This window comes from Acinetobacter bouvetii DSM 14964 = CIP 107468, assembly GCF_000368865.1.
Classification (GTDB): domain Bacteria; phylum Pseudomonadota; class Gammaproteobacteria; order Pseudomonadales; family Moraxellaceae; genus Acinetobacter; species Acinetobacter bouvetii.
The window spans coordinates 509,835-527,227 of the sequence record NZ_KB849726.1 but is presented as its reverse complement, the minus strand read 5'-3'; the positions used below and the strand labels follow the sequence as shown (position 1 = coordinate 527,227).

18 protein-coding genes are annotated in these 17,393 nt (G+C 43.9%); 11 read left to right on the top strand and 7 right to left on the bottom strand.

Annotation, left to right across the window (positions count from 1 at the left end):
• The first annotated feature begins 5 nt into the window (after positions 1-5).
• The 3 genes from F941_RS05320 to pal all read left to right on the top strand — a co-directional run bounded on the left by F941_RS05320 (position 6) and on the right by pal (position 2,602).
• Entirely contained in the window at positions 6-524 is a 519-nt protein-coding gene (locus F941_RS05320) for a TonB C-terminal domain-containing protein (RefSeq protein WP_005008671.1), read from the top strand.
• A 189-nt stretch (positions 525-713) separates the two neighbouring features.
• Positions 714-1,997, top strand: coding sequence for a Tol-Pal system beta propeller repeat protein TolB (tolB, locus tag F941_RS05315; RefSeq protein ID WP_167571627.1), 1,284 nt, complete (start codon positions 714-716; stop codon positions 1,995-1,997).
• A 35-nt stretch (positions 1,998-2,032) separates the two neighbouring features.
• Positions 2,033-2,602: a peptidoglycan-associated lipoprotein Pal gene (gene pal, locus F941_RS05310; protein WP_005008668.1), complete on the top strand. Its 570-nt coding sequence runs from the start codon at positions 2,033-2,035 to the stop codon at positions 2,600-2,602.
• 107 nt (positions 2,603-2,709) lie between these two features.
• Here pal and F941_RS05305 read toward each other — a convergent pair whose 3' ends face one another.
• Positions 2,710-2,910, bottom strand: a complete 201-nt coding sequence (locus tag F941_RS05305; RefSeq protein ID WP_005008666.1) for an NF038105 family protein — start codon at positions 2,908-2,910, stop codon at positions 2,710-2,712.
• 184 nt (positions 2,911-3,094) lie between these two features.
• Here F941_RS05305 and F941_RS05300 point away from each other — a divergent pair, with 184 nt between their 5' ends.
• From F941_RS05300 to F941_RS05280, 5 genes are all read left to right on the top strand, one after another.
• On the top strand, positions 3,095-4,069 hold the full coding sequence (locus F941_RS05300) for a class 1 fructose-bisphosphatase (protein ID WP_005008665.1): 975 nt from the start codon (positions 3,095-3,097) through the stop codon (positions 4,067-4,069).
• Positions 4,070-4,116: 47 nt separating this feature from the next.
• On the top strand, positions 4,117-4,893 hold the full coding sequence (locus F941_RS05295) for a TrmH family RNA methyltransferase (protein WP_005008663.1): 777 nt from the start codon (positions 4,117-4,119) through the stop codon (positions 4,891-4,893).
• A 156-nt stretch (positions 4,894-5,049) separates the two neighbouring features.
• The gene (locus F941_RS05290; protein ID WP_005008662.1) at positions 5,050-5,664 is read left to right on the top strand and encodes an RNA polymerase sigma factor; all 615 of its coding nucleotides are present in this window, start codon (positions 5,050-5,052) and stop codon (positions 5,662-5,664) included.
• Positions 5,661-5,984 (top strand): hypothetical protein, encoded by a 324-nt coding sequence (locus F941_RS05285; protein WP_005008661.1) that lies wholly within the window; start codon positions 5,661-5,663, stop codon positions 5,982-5,984. The genes F941_RS05290 and F941_RS05285 overlap by 4 nt, the downstream gene beginning before the upstream one ends.
• Complete coding sequence (locus F941_RS05280; RefSeq protein ID WP_005008660.1) at positions 5,974-6,378, top strand: DUF3106 domain-containing protein; 405 nt, start codon at positions 5,974-5,976, stop codon at positions 6,376-6,378. Before F941_RS05285 ends, F941_RS05280 begins: the two co-directional genes overlap by 11 nt.
• A 147-nt stretch (positions 6,379-6,525) precedes the next feature.
• Here F941_RS05280 and F941_RS05275 read toward each other — a convergent pair whose 3' ends face one another.
• The 4 genes from F941_RS05275 to cxpE all read right to left on the bottom strand — a co-directional run bounded on the left by F941_RS05275 (position 6,526) and on the right by cxpE (position 12,833).
• The gene (locus F941_RS05275; protein WP_005008659.1) at positions 6,526-8,931 is read right to left on the bottom strand and encodes a CSLREA domain-containing protein; all 2,406 of its coding nucleotides are present in this window, start codon (positions 8,929-8,931) and stop codon (positions 6,526-6,528) included.
• Positions 8,932-8,943: 12 nt separating this feature from the next.
• Positions 8,944-10,773: a rhombotarget A gene (gene rbtA, locus F941_RS05270; RefSeq protein ID WP_005008658.1), complete on the bottom strand. Its 1,830-nt coding sequence runs from the start codon at positions 10,771-10,773 to the stop codon at positions 8,944-8,946.
• Positions 10,774-10,892: 119 nt separating this feature from the next.
• A complete protein-coding gene (hda, locus tag F941_RS05265; protein ID WP_005008657.1) occupies positions 10,893-11,597 on the bottom strand; it encodes a DnaA regulatory inactivator Hda in 705 nt (234 codons plus the stop codon).
• Between the two features lie 15 nt (positions 11,598-11,612).
• Complete coding sequence (gene cxpE, locus F941_RS05260) at positions 11,613-12,833, bottom strand: chloramphenicol efflux transporter CxpE (protein WP_005008656.1); 1,221 nt, start codon at positions 12,831-12,833, stop codon at positions 11,613-11,615.
• 136 nt (positions 12,834-12,969) lie between these two features.
• Here cxpE and purM point away from each other — a divergent pair, with 136 nt between their 5' ends.
• From purM to F941_RS05245, 3 genes are all read left to right on the top strand, one after another.
• Complete coding sequence (gene purM / locus F941_RS05255) at positions 12,970-14,040, top strand: phosphoribosylformylglycinamidine cyclo-ligase (RefSeq protein ID WP_005008650.1); 1,071 nt, start codon at positions 12,970-12,972, stop codon at positions 14,038-14,040.
• 9 nt (positions 14,041-14,049) lie between these two features.
• Entirely contained in the window at positions 14,050-14,679 is a 630-nt protein-coding gene (gene purN, locus F941_RS05250) for a phosphoribosylglycinamide formyltransferase (RefSeq protein WP_005008649.1), read from the top strand.
• 233 nt (positions 14,680-14,912) lie between these two features.
• Positions 14,913-15,350 carry an META domain-containing protein gene (locus F941_RS05245; RefSeq protein ID WP_005008646.1) on the top strand — a complete coding sequence of 146 codons (438 nt, stop codon included), beginning with the start codon at positions 14,913-14,915 and terminating at the stop codon, positions 15,348-15,350.
• A gap of 75 nt (positions 15,351-15,425) precedes the next feature.
• Here F941_RS05245 and F941_RS05240 read toward each other — a convergent pair whose 3' ends face one another.
• Positions 15,426-16,235 carry an alpha/beta fold hydrolase gene (locus tag F941_RS05240; RefSeq protein WP_005008644.1) on the bottom strand — a complete coding sequence of 270 codons (810 nt, stop codon included), beginning with the start codon at positions 16,233-16,235 and terminating at the stop codon, positions 15,426-15,428.
• The gene (sppA, locus tag F941_RS05235; protein WP_005008641.1) at positions 16,232-17,275 is read right to left on the bottom strand and encodes a signal peptide peptidase SppA; all 1,044 of its coding nucleotides are present in this window, start codon (positions 17,273-17,275) and stop codon (positions 16,232-16,234) included. Before sppA ends, F941_RS05240 begins: the two co-directional genes overlap by 4 nt.
• Between the last annotated feature and the right edge of the window lie 118 nt (positions 17,276-17,393).

Sequence of the window (17,393 nt, the reverse complement as noted above, 5' to 3'; positions counted from 1 at the left end):
CAATAATGCATATCTTTAAATTCTTGCTTCTATTTCCTGTAATGGCAGGTTCAGCGCTAACATTTGCCAGCCCTGCTGACAATTCAACAGCCACTCAGATTCAGCCCGAAAAAATAGCGGTGAGTTCCGCGAATGCACCCATGGCTGCAGCAAAGGCATATTCTGAACAATATAAACGTGAACTTGAACAAAAAACAGCTACAGCTAAACGTGCAACAACCGCTGAGGCTTCTCGTAAATCAGAAGTCAAAAGGCTTGCATCTGAGGCCAAAGCCGAAATTAAGCATTTAATCTTTAGCCATTGGGAAGTACCAGCGGATTCAAGTGAGCAAAAAGCCCATGCAAGAATTATTTTAACGCCATCAGGTTCAATTCAGTCTATCGTCATTAGCGACACACCAAATCAGGCTTTTAAAGACAGTATTGAAAAAGCCATTCACAGTGCTGCGCCTTTTGAATTGCCTGAAAATCCGGATGCCCAACGTGAGTCTCGGTTCATTTATATGTCCTTTCAATCTAAATAAGAACATCCGTTAAGCGGAACATTGTATTTTTAAAGAAAGCGTCATCATAAACTGCAACTATTTAGACACGAATTCACAGACGAATAACAGTTTAATCATAATGTTGTTCTTTCAATATTTCAAAAACATGCCATTATGTGACACATTCACAGTAACAAGAAATTCTAGATTTAGAGTATTCAGCGAATGATGGAAATGACGCGAAAACATCTGCTCTGCTTAGCCGTTTTAACAGCACTTAGTCCGGTTTTAATTACACAATCACATGCGCAGCTGCATTTGGAAATCACCAAGGCGCCTGAAGAAGCGCCCAAAATTGCCATTGTGCCGTTCAGCAATGATCAAAACCTGTACCCAATTATTGAAAACGATTTAAACCGTTCTGGAAAATTCACCAGTTCGTCTAAAAATCTGCCTGCAACAGCGGCGATGAACACGCCGAATGCTGAAGCATGGCAAGCCGCCGGCGTGCCTTATGTCGTAACCGGCTCGATGAAGCCTGCAGCTGACGGATCATTCGAAGTGCACTATCAGCTCTATGATGTGCAGAAGAAAACTTATCTGCTCAATGAGTTGCTGACCATACCGGCTTCCCGCACCCGTCAAGCTGCACATATGATCAGTGATGCGATTTATGAAGCGCTGACAGGCATTCAAGGCGATTTCAGCGGACGCATTGCTTATGTGCTGCGCAACCCGGCAACGCCTGAACAGCGCTACACACTGCAAATTGCCGACACTGACGGCGAACAGCCCCGCACTATTTTAACGTCTCGGGATCCGATCTTATCTCCGGCATGGACACCGGATGCCAAAAAGATTGCTTATGTATCTTTTGAAACCAAACGTCCTGCAATTTATGTGCAAGACTTGGCAACAGGCGGCCGTGAAAAACTGGCCAGCTTCCGCGGCTTAAATGGCGCGCCAGGCTTCTCGCCGGACGGTAAAAGCATGCTGTTTACTGCTTCCATGCACGGCAATCCAGAAATCTATCAAATGGATTTGGACAGCCGCCAGCTGCAGCGCCTGACCAATGACAGTGCGATTGATACAGAAGCACGCTATGCGCCAGACGGAAAATCATTTATCTATACCTCTGACCGAGGCGGTTCTCCGCAAATTTACAAATACAGTTTTGCCGATGGCACCAGCAAACGCTTAACCTTCCGCGGCGCATTCAACGCACGCGGGACATTGAGCGCAGACGGTAAAAAGCTCGCGCTGGTTCACCGGCCTAGCGGCAGCAATTACAAAGTTGCCGTACAGAATATTGATTCTGGCGTGACCAACATCTTAACGCCAACCAGTTTGGACGAATCGCCAAGCTTCTCGCCAAATGGACAAATGGTGGTATACGCGACACGCGAAGGCAGCCGCGGCTTGCTTGCGATTATGTCGCTGGATGGCCGTTTCCGCATGAACTTGCCAAGCGAGCAAGGCGAAGTGCGTGAACCGGCCTGGGCACCAAAATAACGTTTAAATCATAATGAAAGATCATGGAGAGAATCATGAACGCTGTAAAATTATTTGTATTGCCTGTTTTAGCAACTGCCATGATGATGACAGGCTGCGCAAACCGAAAACCGGCTGCCAATGTTGATGCCACTCAAAACCCATCAACCGCATCCACTGTCAATACAGACGGCTTAAGCGAAGATGCTGCGCTGAATGCGCAAAATCTTGCTGGCGCATCGTCAAAAGGCGTAACTGCTGCCAATAAAGCTTTTTTAGCTAAGCGTGTTGTGCACTTTGACTATGACAGCACTGAATTAAGCAATGAAGACCTGCAAACCCTTCAAGCGCATGCGCAGTTCCTTGTTGCTAACGCAAACTCCCGCGTTGCTTTAACCGGCCATACCGATGAGCGCGGTACGCGTGAATACAATATGGCTTTGGGCGAGCGCCGTGCAAAAGCGGTAGAAAGCTTTTTGGTGACCAGCGGTGTCAGCGCAAATCAGCTTGAAGCAGTCAGCTACGGCAAAGAAATGCCAATCAATGCGGGCCATGATGAAAATGCCTGGAAAGAAAACCGCCGTGTAGAAATCAACTATGAAGCCGTGCCTCCACTGTTAAAATAATTTAACGGTGCTGATTTAACTTTATAGAGCGTCCTTCAAAACGGATGCCTATACGAAAAATCGGTATAAAAAAGCACTCAAATTGAGTGCTTTTTTATTTGCGAGAATTAAGCCTGCTCAGGCTTTTGCTCCGCAGCTTCTTCATGGGCGCTTTGCATAGATTCAATCAAGTCATGCTTATTGAACTTTTTGTATTCAGGCTTAGACTCATAACCGCTCCAAGCTTCTTTCACGTTGTCTTTGGAAATGTCATCCAAATTTAAACCTTCACTCGGAGTTGGAGTCGCATCAAATTTTTGAGTGGTCATTGTTGTGCTCCTTGTCATTCCCTCTGTTTCCTGCTTTCAACATAGCATGTTCTGAGAGACTTGCAAGGGCAAAATCGCGTCAAATAACACAGTTTAATTTTTCTTTTCCCTCATTCTCATCTAAAATGAAGGGTTATTCTATTCCGATCATTTTTGACCGCTTTTCTTTTGGAGCATTCCGGTTATGTCACGTTTAAGCTTATCCCAATTTCTACAACAACAAAGCGGAAATTTAACACCTGCCCTTGCACAAGTTATTGAAACAATTGGAGATACATGCAAAGACATCGACCTTTTGCTTCAAAAAGGCGCTTTAGCGGGCGTATTGGGCAGCGCGCAGCATGAAAATGTGCAAGGTGAAGAGCAAAAGAAACTTGATGTGATTTCAAATGATTATTTAATTGATGCATTAAAAGTTCATCCGCATGTTGGCGGTTTAGCATCAGAAGAGCTTGATGACTTTACCCCAGCGCAAGAAAATGGCGATTATCTTGTCCTGTTTGACCCGTTAGACGGCTCAAGCAACATTGACATCAATATGTGCGTGGGCACAATTTTCTCTATTCTTCCAGCTAAAAATGCCGTAACTCAAGCAGAAGATTTCATGCAGGCAGGCGTTCACCAAGCTGCCGCAGGCTATGTGCTGTATGGCCCTTCAACCATGATGGCGCTGACTGTTGGCGCTGGCGTAGTATTCTTTACATTTGACCCAGACAGCCAAGAGTTCTTGCTGACCAAAGATGCGATTACTGTCGCTGCGGATACTAAGGAATATGCCATCAATGCGTCCAATCAGCGCCACTGGGAAGAGCCCGTGAAGCGCTATGTAGATGAACTCCTTGCAGGCAAAACCGGCCCTCGCGAAAAAGACTTTAACATGCGCTGGGTAGCATGCATGGTTGGCGATATTCACCGTATTCTATGCCGCAGCGGCATCTTCATGTATCCGTACGATTTTAAAGATCCGAAAAAAGCGGGACGTCTGCGTTTAATGTACGAAGCAAACCCGATGAGCATGCTGATGGAACAAGCTGGCGGCTCATCTACTACGGGCCGTGTCCGCATTCTAGACATCCAGCCGACTGAACTGCATCAGCGCGTGCCAGTCATCATCGGCTCTAAAAACGAAGTCGATCTGGTTACCGGCTACCATAACTAATTTAACAGCGGTGATCAGCCTGCCTGATCACCGTGGACTTATCTCCCATGTCTACAATTTTTCTTGAGTCTAAAGACAACCCGAAAATCAAGCATTTGCGCGGGCTGATTGAACAGAACTCATACCGCAAAAAACAAGGTCAAACCGTTCTGGAAGGAACGCATTTATGCCTTGCATGGCTGCAGGAAAACAGAAGAATCAATTCTATTTTCACCACAGAACATGCCCTGGCGCATCCAGACTTTGAAGAAATTTTAAAAACCTATACAGGCCATATCTTTATCATTGGCGAGTCGCTGTACAAAGACTTAAGCACCTTAGGCACTACACTGGCCTGCTTAGCTGTGATTGACTTGCCAAGCTCCAGCCAAGCGCTGAAATTTGATGCCGACACTTTAATTCTAGAAAATGTCCAAGATCCAGGCAACGTCGGGACATTGCTGCGCTCTGCAGCGGCGGCTGGCATTAAGCAAGTGGTTTGCACCAAAGGTTCAGCATCACTTTGGTCACCGCGTGTGCTCCGTGCAGGCATGGGTGCGCATTTTTCATTGCATACTTTTGAAAATATCGCGCTCGAAGACATCTTGCCCCGTTTTGAAATTCCTGTATATGTCACCAGTTCACACCGCTCGGCCAGCTTATATTCGAAAGATTTAAGCAAAGCATGTGCATGGATACTGGGCAATGAGGGCCAAGGCGTCAGTGAATACGCTCTGGAAAATGCTGAAGCTGTAGTTATTCCGCAGCCAGGCGGTCAAGAGTCGTTGAATGTTGCCATTGCTGGTTCAATCTGCTTCTTTGAAATGGTCCGCCAGCGCCTGTAATACGTTATTCTATTTGAATGGGCTCCACCCAGTTTAAAAATAGATTAAACTAGAAAAATAACAATTTATTTGTCAACCAAGCTATCGCTTTTAACGTTATATGTACATGAACTTAAAAGCGATGGTGGGTATCCAATGACAGGATTTTCCATCTCTATGGATTTAGCGCCTAAACAGTCAGATACAGCAGATTCGAGTGTTCTTAAGAGCACGGTAGAATCTCGCCTGAAAAACTTCATGAATGAAGTCACTGGCCGCGCTCTGGTTATGATGGAAAGTGCAACCCAAAACCAGCATGGCATTGCCATGGATTTGGTTCAGGAAGCCTTCATCTCGCTGCATAAGTCATATGCAGAGAAATCCACTGAAGAATGGTATCCCCTGTTCTACACCATCCTGAATAACAAACTGCAAGATTGGCGACGTAAAGAAGCCCGCCGCGCTCAGCCCTTTTCTTTTTTCCGAAAAGTCAGCTTAGACGATGATGAAATCGAGCTGAATGATGTTGTAGATGAATCAACGCCTAATCCGCTTGAATTTATTGACCGTGCTGTAACGGCCGAAGAGATTCAGGAAGCCATCGCACAGCTACCAGTCCGGCAGCAGCAGGCATTTATGCTGCGTGCATGGGAAGGCTTTGATACACATACAACAGCACAGATTATGAATTGCACTGACGGCAGTGTAAAAACCCATTATCACCGTGCTATACAAGGCTTACGCGCTTCATTAGCACACTTGAATCCACATCTGGGAGGGTCATCCGAATGAAACAAGATGATTTCTTAAAGCAAGTAACTTCCAAACTTGATGGACTCGCACAGCAACATGCGCACAAACCTGCTGTAATGAATAATGTTCTTGATGAAATTCAAGAACGTGAAACATCGCACTATGGCTTGTGGAAAATGTCAGGCTTTGCTTTAGCAGCTGCGATTGCAGGCTTTATTGTGCTGCCGAATTCAGTGACAACACTGAATGAAAAACCGCAGAATCAAGTTGTTTCAGCACCTAAACTTTCACCTCAAATGGTTGAAGACTTAGAAATGTTAATGGTTTTAGGCGAGGACAAGGCTCCCCATGGCAGCTAGAAAGTTAGCAATCGCTTTTTGCGCATTCGGGTTCCTGCAAACCAGCTTTGCAGGCTTTGAACGTTTTTGGATTTTTTCCAAAGATGCAGATACTCAAGTGAATGAAACTTGGGATTCATTGTCTGATACTGAACAAGCTGCACTGATCAAGCGTTATCAGTCTCTTAAAGAAATCCCCGCTGAACAGAGTGTCAGCTTACAGCAGCGGATGGATTGGTTTAATCAGCTTCCAGAAACTGAAAAGCAGAAAATGCGCGAAACATGGCAAAAAATGAGCAGCCAGGAACGCCGGGAATTAGCGTCTCGCTTGCAAAAAGCATCACCCGATGAACGTTCCGCCATCCGCGAAGAGTATATTAATAAATATCTGACACCGGAAGTAACACATCACTGATTTTGAGCATTATGTTTAGACAAAATAGGGCGAAAAATGTTCTGCTATGTACTCAACCTAACCTTCTAACCACCGCTTAAACGCCCAATAATCAAAATTCAGCAACAGAAAGGCCTCTATCAATAGAGGCCTTTTTGTTTTTTAAAATTAGCGTCTTGTAAATTTACGCATTCTGAATACCACAAGGCCAGCCAGAACAATTAAACCAAAGACATTTGATGAACCGCCGCCGCTGGAACTTTCATTTGTATTTTTCGCTTGGTTTTGCAAATAGATGATGGCCTCATTCGACTCGGCGCCTTCCACATCATAAACCTTATAGGTAATTGGATAACTGAATTGACTGAACGCATTCTTAACCGAAAACTTAATATTGCCGCCATAGCAGACATTGCGCACATCACCGCCAGGGCAAGGGCCGCTGTATTCAGCTGTAAAATTCAAACCAGCAGGAATACTTTTAAAATAAATCGGGGTATTTTTACCGTCTGCATTCTGATGCCAAATAGATTTACCTGCAGGCAAAACTGAATTTGGACCATCTCCGTCATCTGAGTCATTTTCTAAGGGGTTTACTGTCACTTCTAAATTGGTATCAGAACTAATTGCATAAGTATCATCTTTAGCAATCGGCGCGATATTAACAAAACGGGCTTGCATTATGCCTTTGGTGACAACACCGCTGTTTCTGTCCTTAATGGCGTAAGAGCAGTATTCCGCTTCAGATGAATTCGTTATCTTGCCATCGGTACGGTACATAATGGCGCGCTTAAGATCCGACTTCCACTCACATATTAAATTTGAATCTTTCACAATTTTAGTCAAATCAATAGTTGCATTTTCACCTGTTTGAACACCTACGCCAAGCGATTCAACCGTAATCTCATAGTTTTCTTCATTGAGCGGCTTGATTAATTGAGCGCTGCTGTTCGGAACAGCTTCTTCCTCACGCAACGTCATACTCAGCGGGTCAACAAATACTGTTCTATAACCTAAATATTGCTGAGTGTATTTCAATAGATCAGATGCAGTATTGTAGTCATCTTGATACATTACCAAATAGTCTTTATTGGTGCTGGAATTATCCAGCAACGCTTTGAGGCGGTCTTTTTCTGCTTTTAAGCCATCGACTAATGTCACTGCAGAAATATTGCTTAAGTTAACAATATCGGCAGCCGTTAAACGTATGCGTTCAACAGAACCGATATCACAAGAGTTACGCTTGGCCGGGTCAAGTGTCAGTGTCCCGTCTTCTACTCTCGCTAAGCCGCGCTGGTCTGTACTTGAACAGCCTGTTCTTTCAAGGTCAATCAGATCGTTTGCTGAATTATTTTGTTTTGGATAATACAGCGGTAAGAACAGATTATATTGTGATGCTTCCTGATAACTTGAAAGCACGCTGGATAAACTCATACTCACAACATCAATATTGTTTTCAACTTTTAAATCTGTAGTCGCTGACTCTGGCGGTAAAATACACGCATTTGCGCCGGTCAGCGCCAAGGCATTATTTTGAGCCCATACCGATGCCTTTTCTATAAGTACATTGTTACTGCTTCTGTAGTTGCACGCATTGCCGCTATTAAATGCTAAAACATTATAGTTCAATGATTTAGATCCATTTTCATCATACAGCCAAGCCGTTGGCGCCTGATTTTCTACAATGGTATTACTAACAAAGCTTATAATAGAGCTATCACTTAATGGATGTTTCACAAAAGATGCTGTATGGATGATGGCAGTATTTGCACGGTTTTTGGCAATTGTATTTGTATTTAAGGCAACACTTGAATTTCCACACACATCAACCGTACTGGAACTATCTTTCACTAAGCCATTTTTCACAATACTGCTGCCAGACACAGTAATAACAGCTTTAGTATTCAGCAAATTCGCTTCACAGTCCATGGCAAAAACACTGCCCTGTTTAGCATCATTCCCTTGCAATAGCGTCTGATTAACCGTAACCGTCTTTTCGCCTTTATCAGGAACCAGATATATTGCGCCGCCGCTTTTATCTGACACAGACGAGGTAATTGCACTTGCGTCTAGCGTTAAGGCGCCGCCAATAAAAAGCGCGCCGCCGTCATTTGCTGAATAGCCATTGGTTAATTCAACATTACTCAAAACTAATGTAGCTTCGCTTTCAACGGTATTAAAGAGACGCGTCTTGTTTTGGCCATCAATTTTTGTTTTGAGCGCTCCTATTAATGGATAATCATTGGTCAATGGGCTTTTCTTTTCCCAATCGGCAGCCGTTTTACCCAAAATAAACACTTGCGAAGCCGGCTTAAGCTCTTGATTCAGCTTATATGTTCCTGCTTCCAGCTGAATATAGTCTTTTTGTCCAACTAAGGTATTGCCTGCCGTACAACCGCCTATGCCTTTATTTTCGGCTGCTGTTTGGATGGCTTCCCTTAAAGAACACTTAGCTGGATTTACACCATTTTCATCATCAAAAGTATTGACATAAATAATGTCGCTCTGCGAAGCCATTAACGGCATTGCCGCTATCACCATAAGCGCTAACAGAGCTTTTTTATAATTTTTCATGGATACCTATCCCTATGATTTTTTATAGCGTCGCAATCCTGCTAAACCTAAAAGTGCAAATACACTCAAGAATCCAAATGAACCGCCAGATGTTTCAACTGTCTTACTTTCCATTGTATTTTCAGTTTCTTGAACCACGTTAATATTAATTTCCATATACGGTTTATTGCTTGAGTTAAAGCTTGTAGAAGAGGTGACTACCCGGATCGTAAACATATCCGCGCCGCGCCATGCACCATTGGGCGTATAAACCAAGTTGCCCTGCAGGTCGATGGTCAATGAGCCCTTAGATGGCGTTTCACGCTGCACAACTTGAATACACCCGTCTTTCCATGCTACTCCAGTTGGATTTTTACCTAATAAGCGTTCGCATTCTTCCTTAGGCATTAAATCACTGTCTCCAAGATAATCAGCAATCGAAATTTTAGCGACGTCCCCAACTAAAATATCCTGACCTGCTAAACTTGTAGCCGTAGGCACGACAATTTCTATGGCGCCACGGTCGCAAGTAGCCGGATCGGCATCACGGTTTACGCTCCGCTGATCAGATGCTTCACACGTAACAAAGGCATCCTTTCCATTTGATTTAAGCCCTTTATTGACGATCAATGAGTCTGCAATACTGTTATAAGACAATAAAATACGCGGGCGGAAATAGCCTGTAAAAGCTTTTTCGACTGTGCGGTAAGGGCAAAGCAATGCCGTTGTATCATCTTTTAAAGATGCGCATTCACCTTCCACATTTGATCCAGCAAATAGCTGTGTTCCCTTCCAAATACCATTTGGATAAGATACATTTCCAGTACCGCAAACCGGAGAAACTAAATTGTTCCACAGAACACTTTGATCGCCCGATTCAAAGCGGCAGTCACTCCCGCCTGTAATTACAGGATAAGGGTTGCCAATCAAAATACTATTGCTGATATATGCTTTGGCTTTTGGCGCATTCAAAATCAAGCCTGAACCATTGGCGACCATGGTTAAATTGTTCAAGCCCATTCCATCAGTGACATTTGCAACAGCACCTTTGTTGCTGAAAAAAGTACTGTTCGAAATTTTGTACATGCTTAAAGGAAATGACACCAATTTTTCATCGCTCAGCCCCTGAGCCGCATAGATATTGGCTGAAGCCGCAGCGGCGGTTTCGTTATCGCGGAAAACTGATCGTGTAATAAACAAAGCGGGCGCTTGCGTGTAAATAATTCCGCCTTCTGCGGCCTTATTTTTTTCAAAAAGGCTATTTAATATTTCTACTGTACTGGCATAAGCAGGGTAATCACTATTGACGCCTAGATTATAAATTGCACCGCCCTGATCCGCCCAGCCGCCTGATAATTTAACGGTATTTAACTGCAGGCGTTCGTTATTATAGATTAAGCCGCCTTTATCAGCGCATTTTTGAACGCCGCATCCCGCCAAAGTCAGTTCTTTAAAGGTAATTAATGCGCTGGATTGATTGTTCGCATCATCAATGACAAAGAGGTTTGATGCGCCAGTCATTTTCAGCGTCGCATTATTCATCCCTTCCGCCACTTCATCTGTGACATTGGTTGAGTAATCCGTACGGATGAGCAATGCAGTTTTGATATAAAGCGGGGACTTAACTTTATATTCTTTCTTTGCTTCCAGTAAAATATTTGTCGACGCGCCTGTGCCGCCGCACCCCATATAGCCTGCTTCTGGCCGGTCGTCTGCAGGAATATTTAAATACTCAATGGCTTCGCGAAGTGAACACTCGGTGTCATCCTTTACAACATCTTCTGTCGTCGTAATATTAATATCAGCACTGTAAGCATGCCCTGCAACACACAGCATACCTATGCCTATGCTCCGTTTGAGCATAACCTTCTCCTTGTATCTTTTTATTTCTTTTTTATTCTTTAGCCGCAAATTCCCTGCAGCATCGAATTATTTTGTGTACTTTGTCATAGCTTGAGTAATTACTCAAGATTTTTTACAGTTTATCGATATTCATCAATCAGCGCATAAATCTGCCGTAAAGCGGCATTGCTGAGCTTGGTTTTCTCCCCTTTCAGCAGCTGAATCAGCTGCTCTAAAGTCTGCAGTAAAATCGAGGCTTGATGCGGGCCGTGCAATAATAAATAGTCAACAATTTGCTGATCGATATGGATGCCTCTGCGCGAAAGCACAGATAAAACCAAAGCCTGCCTGTCCGCATATAAGCTGCCATTCGGCACTTTAACGCTGACCGCCTGAGTCAAGCGGGACTGCAAATCCGGAAGTTCCAATTTCAGTTCAATTGGCGCAAAACGGGATGAAAAGACCAGTTGCCCGCCGCCTTCATTATTGTAATTGATTAAATGAAAAACTGCTTTTTGCCAATGCGGCACGCCACTGATTGCTTCAATATCATCTAAAGCGACTAAATCGTATTGATCGAGCGAGGTAATGGCTTCTGTTGGCGCATCCAAAAGCTCTAATAAAGAAACTTTAATTGCTGATTTGCCAATTTCTAAATACGAGTCACAAATTGCGGAAAGCAAATGGCTTTTACCGGTTCCCGCACCGCCATAGATATAAAAACGGTTCATTAAGCCCGCATGCAGCTGACGCACGCCATCAATGACATGTCCCCAGCCTGGCCCAGAAAAATCACTGATCCGGGCATCCAGCTGAGGTTCAATATCTAACTGCAATTGACGCATATATCTATACGGGCCTTATAAATCTTTATTTTCTGATGCATCGATCTTACTCGATTTTTCAGGATCTTGCAGAGTTTTTGCTGCAGTTTCTTTGAACTCAATATCAACATTAGCCTGCTCGGTTTCAATCGAAATTGAACCTGCATTTCCGGCATGCGCCACAACCGCATCTGAGCCATACAGCTGGCTGCGCTCATAGTATTCACGCACATGGCGAAGCAGCACGACAATGATGGCGGCAACCGGCAATGCGATCAGCATGCCTAAAAATCCGGCCAGCTGCGCGCCTGCCAAAACGGCAAAAACCACAGCCACAGGTGAAAGTCCAATTTTATCGCCCAGCAGGAAGGGCTGCAAAATATAGCCTTCCACAGCCTGGCCAATCATAAAGACAACCAGCACTAAAAACAGCTGCATCCAATCCAGCCCAAACTGGAACAGTGTCGCGATGACGGCAGCAATAATGCCGACGGCAAAGCCAAGATAAGGAATAATGCTGGCAAGGCCTGCAATCATGCCAATAATCAGCCCGACTTCGATGCCGATGATCTGCAAGCCGACGGCATAAACCACGCCCAGTAAAAACATCACCAGAAACTGGCCTTTGACAAAAGCGCCCAGAACACTGTGGCATTCACTCACAATTTTCAAGGTGCTTTTTTCATAAGGGCGAGGGATTAATCTGCGGAAACTTTCAAGCATGCGCTCCCAATCCAGCAGAAAATAGAAAGCGATGATGGGAATAAGAACAACCGTACCGCCAATCTGGATAAAGTTCAGGCCTGATTGCGCAACCTTCAGCAGCACCGCCTGTATGCTGTCGGCGCTGTAATTGGTTTGAATGTAATCCATAATGGCTTTAGACATTTGTTCAGTGTCTATTTCCATCGGCATTAGATTAAAGGTGTGGGACAGCCAAGGCAAAAAGGTGTAATTCACCCAGTGAATACCTGCCGGAATGCTGGTCTTGGCATACATCAGCTGCTGCCAGACAAGCGGCACCAAGTACCACATCGCCCATGTCAGCACCAGCCCGATGCCGACAAATACAATGCTGATAGACAGCCAGCGCGGCAAACCGATGCCATGCAGCTTATTCACAAGCGGACTGAATAAATAGGCAACTAAAAAGGCAACAATAAAAGGAAGCACAACCGGCTTCAAAAGGTACAGTACCCAAAGGATCAGCACTATGCCTGCAATAATAAAAATGCGACGTAAGGTTTTATCAACCATAAAAATTCGCCCTTTTTTCAGTTTAATCGTTATAGAGATAAAAAATATTTCAGTAAAGATAGCATTTTAGCGCATAAATAACATATGTGTTTCGTATATTCAGGTATAATCGCCCCGCGAATGCGGAGACTTCATTATGAGCAACTCAACTTCTACCCCAAACACTGGTTTAAGCTATAAAGATGCAGGTGTCGATATTGAAGCGGGCGACGCGTTAGTCGATCGCATCAAATCTGTCGCGAAACGTACTGCACGCCCTGAAGTAATGGGCGGATTAGGCGGCTTCGGCGCTCTTTGTAAAATTCCTAAAGGTTATGAAGAACCTGTTCTCGTATCTGGCACAGACGGTGTTGGTACAAAATTACGTTTAGCATTGAACTTAAACCGTCATGACACGATTGGTCAAGATTTGGTTGCAATGTGTGTAAACGATCTTCTTGTCTGCGGTGCAGAGCCATTATTCTTCCTTGACTATTATGCGACTGGCCACTTAAACGTAGATGTTGCTGCAAATGTTGTCACTGGCATTGGCAAAGGCTGTGAGCTTTCAGGCTGTGCATTGGTTGGCGGTGAAACTGCTGAAATGCCAGGCATGTATGAAGGTGACGACTATGACCTTGCAGGTTTCTGCGTAGGTGTTGTGGAGCAAAGCAAAATTATTGACGGCACTAAGGTTAAAGCGGATGACGTTTTAATTGGTGTTGCATCAAGCGGCGCGCACTCTAATGGCTACTCTCTTCTTCGTAAAATTTTAGACGTTAAAAACGTTGACCTGACTCAAATTGTTGATGGCCGCCCACTTGCTGATACAGCAATGGAACCGACACGCATTTATGTCAAGCCAATTCTTGAGCTGCTTAAGCAAGTCGATGTTCACGCCATGGCGCACATCACTGGCGGCGGCTTGCCAGGCAACCTTCCGCGCGTTCTGCCGAATGGCGCTCAAGCTGTTGTCAATGAGTCTTCTTGGGAATGGCCAGAACTGTTCAAACTGCTTCAAAAAGAAGGCGGTGTTGAACAATTCGAAATGTACCGCACATTTAACTGCGGCGTAGGCATGGTGCTTGTTGTTGATGCAGCTGATGCGGATAAAACGATTGAAGTTTTGACTGCTCAAGGCGAAAAAGCTTGGAAAATGGGTAAAATCCAAGACAATGCAGCATCAGTAGAAGGCGCTGACGAAAAAATCCGTGTGATTTTTGCATAAGCACTTTTCATGACTAAAATTGCTGTTCTTGTTTCAGGCAGCGGAAGCAACCTGCAAGCCCTGATTGATGCCAATCTTTCAGGGAAAATTGTCGGAGTAATTTCCAATAAGCCTGAAGCTTATGCTTTAAAGCGCGCTCAAAATGCAGACATTCCAACTGCAGTGATTGAACACAAGCAATATCCAAACCGCGAAGCCTTTGATGATGTCATGCATCAGCAATTGCTGGAATGGGATGCTGATTTGGTGATTTTAGCTGGCTTCATGCGCATTTTAAGTGCGCAGTTTGTCAAAGCATGGGAAGGTAAAATGATTAACATCCACCCTTCCCTATTGCCAAATTATAAAGGCATGCATACGCATCAACGCGTCCTGAATACCGGCGACACACTGCATGGCTGTACGGTGCATTATGTTACTGCAGAGCTGGATGCAGGCCAAGCGCTTGCGCAAGGCGTGCTGAAAGTGAATGGACATGATAATGCACATACCTTGGCAAATCGTGTTCATGTGCTTGAGCATGTGATTTATCCGCAAGTCGCTGAATGGATATGCAACGGCACGATCCAGCATACTGAACACGGTGTACTGTACCGTGGTCAGGCTATGAAAGAACCTGTACAATTCTGCAAGCTCTAAGCAATTATAAAATTTAATAATGAACGCATCTTCGGATGCGTTTTTTGTTTTTGCACCTGAATCGACTCAGCATATGCTTAAAAAATAAATGAAAAAAATACGTTGTTTAAAATATTAAAAATTTATGATGAATATGTTTTTTTTCGTTAATTGAATCGTTTCCACATCATTAAAAATATAAGCTGATAAAACTTTAGAAATTATGACATCCCTTTAAATGCGGAGAAAATCACATGTTAAAAACCATCAAAATCACCACTTGTGCATGTATAACATTAGCGATGGTTGGTTGTGCTACGACACAAAATCCAGCCACTGACCGTAATTTAGATAAGCTACAAAACAAAAACTGGGTTGCAAGTGAAATTCAAGGCGTGAAGCTTGAAGCTGATCCTGCTAATTCAAATGTACCGAGTATTTCTTTCGACAATACCCGTGTCAGCGGATCGGATGGCTGTAATCGATTCATGGGTGGATATGCTGTACAAAACACTAAAATCCAATTTTCCAACCTTGCATCAACACAAAAAGCCTGTTTGACCGCAACAAACATTCCTCAAAGCTTTAATCAAGCATTGAACCAAGTCACTCATTATGATGCTTCTAAAGATGAGCTGAAATTTTTAGACACCAATAACAATGTTATTTTGAAATTTGAAAATACGAAGTAATTGTTAAATTTAACGACCTACTTTATAAAAAAGCACTCAATGGAGTGCTTTTTTAACATAACGATTTTTAAAAACTTAAGATCGAACATTATTAAGTTTAATTAAGTCTTTGATCAACTTCACAGTTTCTGCTGGCTGTTCCAATGGGAACATATGACTACCCTGAGCAACAGTGTACGGAATGCCAAATTTCTTTTTCACCATTTGCGGAAAGCCATGCCCAATAAATGGACCATTTTCCGCCGCCACATAATGCGCAGGCACCGCAGGTTTAGGCTGCGGCAGCCACCACAAAGAGGGGTTGGTTCTAAAGATCTTGACTTCATCCATTTTAGAAATGGTCAGCTCAACCCCGCCGCGCACCCGATCATCCATTAATGCATGATCAATATAGGCTTGAAAACAGTCCGCATCAAAATACTGATAAAAACCTTTTGCACGCAGCAATTCTGCCGCCTGTTCACGGCTTTCCCAATGGTCACGGCGCCGCAATGACAAAGATGCTGGAGACATCTGATCCACTGCTTTCAGTTTAAGCGTCTTCGCAATATGCAATGCCAAAGACTCTTTCCCCATGATCAATGGCGGGTCCAGCATAATCACCTGCTCAAACAATTCAGGACGCGCTAAAGCCGCCTGAAAACTCAGCACTGCGCCTAGCGAATGCCCAAGGCCGATGACTTTTCTGCCATTGGCTTGCCGCACAATGCTGTCTATTGCATGCTGCGTCAAGCTCTCCCAGTGATTATCAATCGGATAGCGCTTGTCTGGCCCGAGCAAAGGCACATAAATAACGTCGTATTCATCGCTCAGCAGATCAAACAGCTTTTGATAAACTTTTGATGGTACGCCATTGGCGTGCGCAAAGTGAATTAATGGTTTCATTGCAATTTTGTTTGATTTTCAGACTGAACTTGCTGTGAAAGTGATGAAGCAAAACCTTGACCGATTGAAGACCCCATACGGCCAAGAACCGAATCAAATGGGCTGTATTCAATTGTGTAGTTCACTGCTTTATCAGTTTTCAGTTCACGCTTTAAGGTATTTAAACTGCCGACACGGTCTGCAATACCCAGTTTAACCGCTTGCTCGCCAGTCCAGAACAAACCGGAGAAAATCGCCGGATCATTGGATTTCAGCTTTTTGCCGCGGCCTTGTTTTACAGCATTGATAAAATGATCATGCACATTATCCAGTACGCCCTGAACATGCGCTTTTTGCGCAGGATCTACTGGCTGCGTCATGGATAAAATCGCTTTGTTTTCCCCCGACGTCATGGTGCGGTCTTCAACGCCTAATTTTTGCATTAAGCCATTCACACCGTAATTCGGCATGATCACGCCAATTGAACCCACTAAGCTTGATGGATTGACAATGATTTCATCTGCTGCAGATGCAATGTAATATGCACCCGAAGCGCCTGTATCACCAATCACTGCATAGATTTTTTTATCCGTATGCTGTTTTTTCAGATACTGAATTTCTTGCCAAATTTCATCTGACTGAACAGGCGAACCGCCTGGTGAATTAATATTCAGCACCACTGCTTTGCTTTGCTTATTTTCAAATGCTTTTTTCAAAGAACGGATGGTATTTGTGCTGTTGACGCTTTGCTTATCTGCAGCAATTGTCCCTACTATATCGACCACAGCAATGTGCGAACCAATTGATCCCACATCATCTGTCGATGCTGTACTGCAGCTTTTCCCTAAAGCAACCAAGATAAATAAAATGTAGGCAAAAGTTAAAAACTTAAAGAAAATTCCCCAGCGGCGGGCGCGGCGCTGCTCTACAACCGAAGCTAAAACCACTTTTTCAAGCAGTTTCCACTCATTGCCGGTTGGCTGCTGTTTGCCTAATGGCAGTTGACTATTCTGTTGCGTATTTTGTGTTTCGTTTTCAGGTTTTGGTGGCCAATCGGACATAAAAAATCCAATAAAACAGTTAAGAAGTACCTCATTATATACACTGAAAGTACCTAAACTGTCTAAACATAGTATTTTATCCTATAATAAATTCACTATTTTCTTTTTGCATTATTGA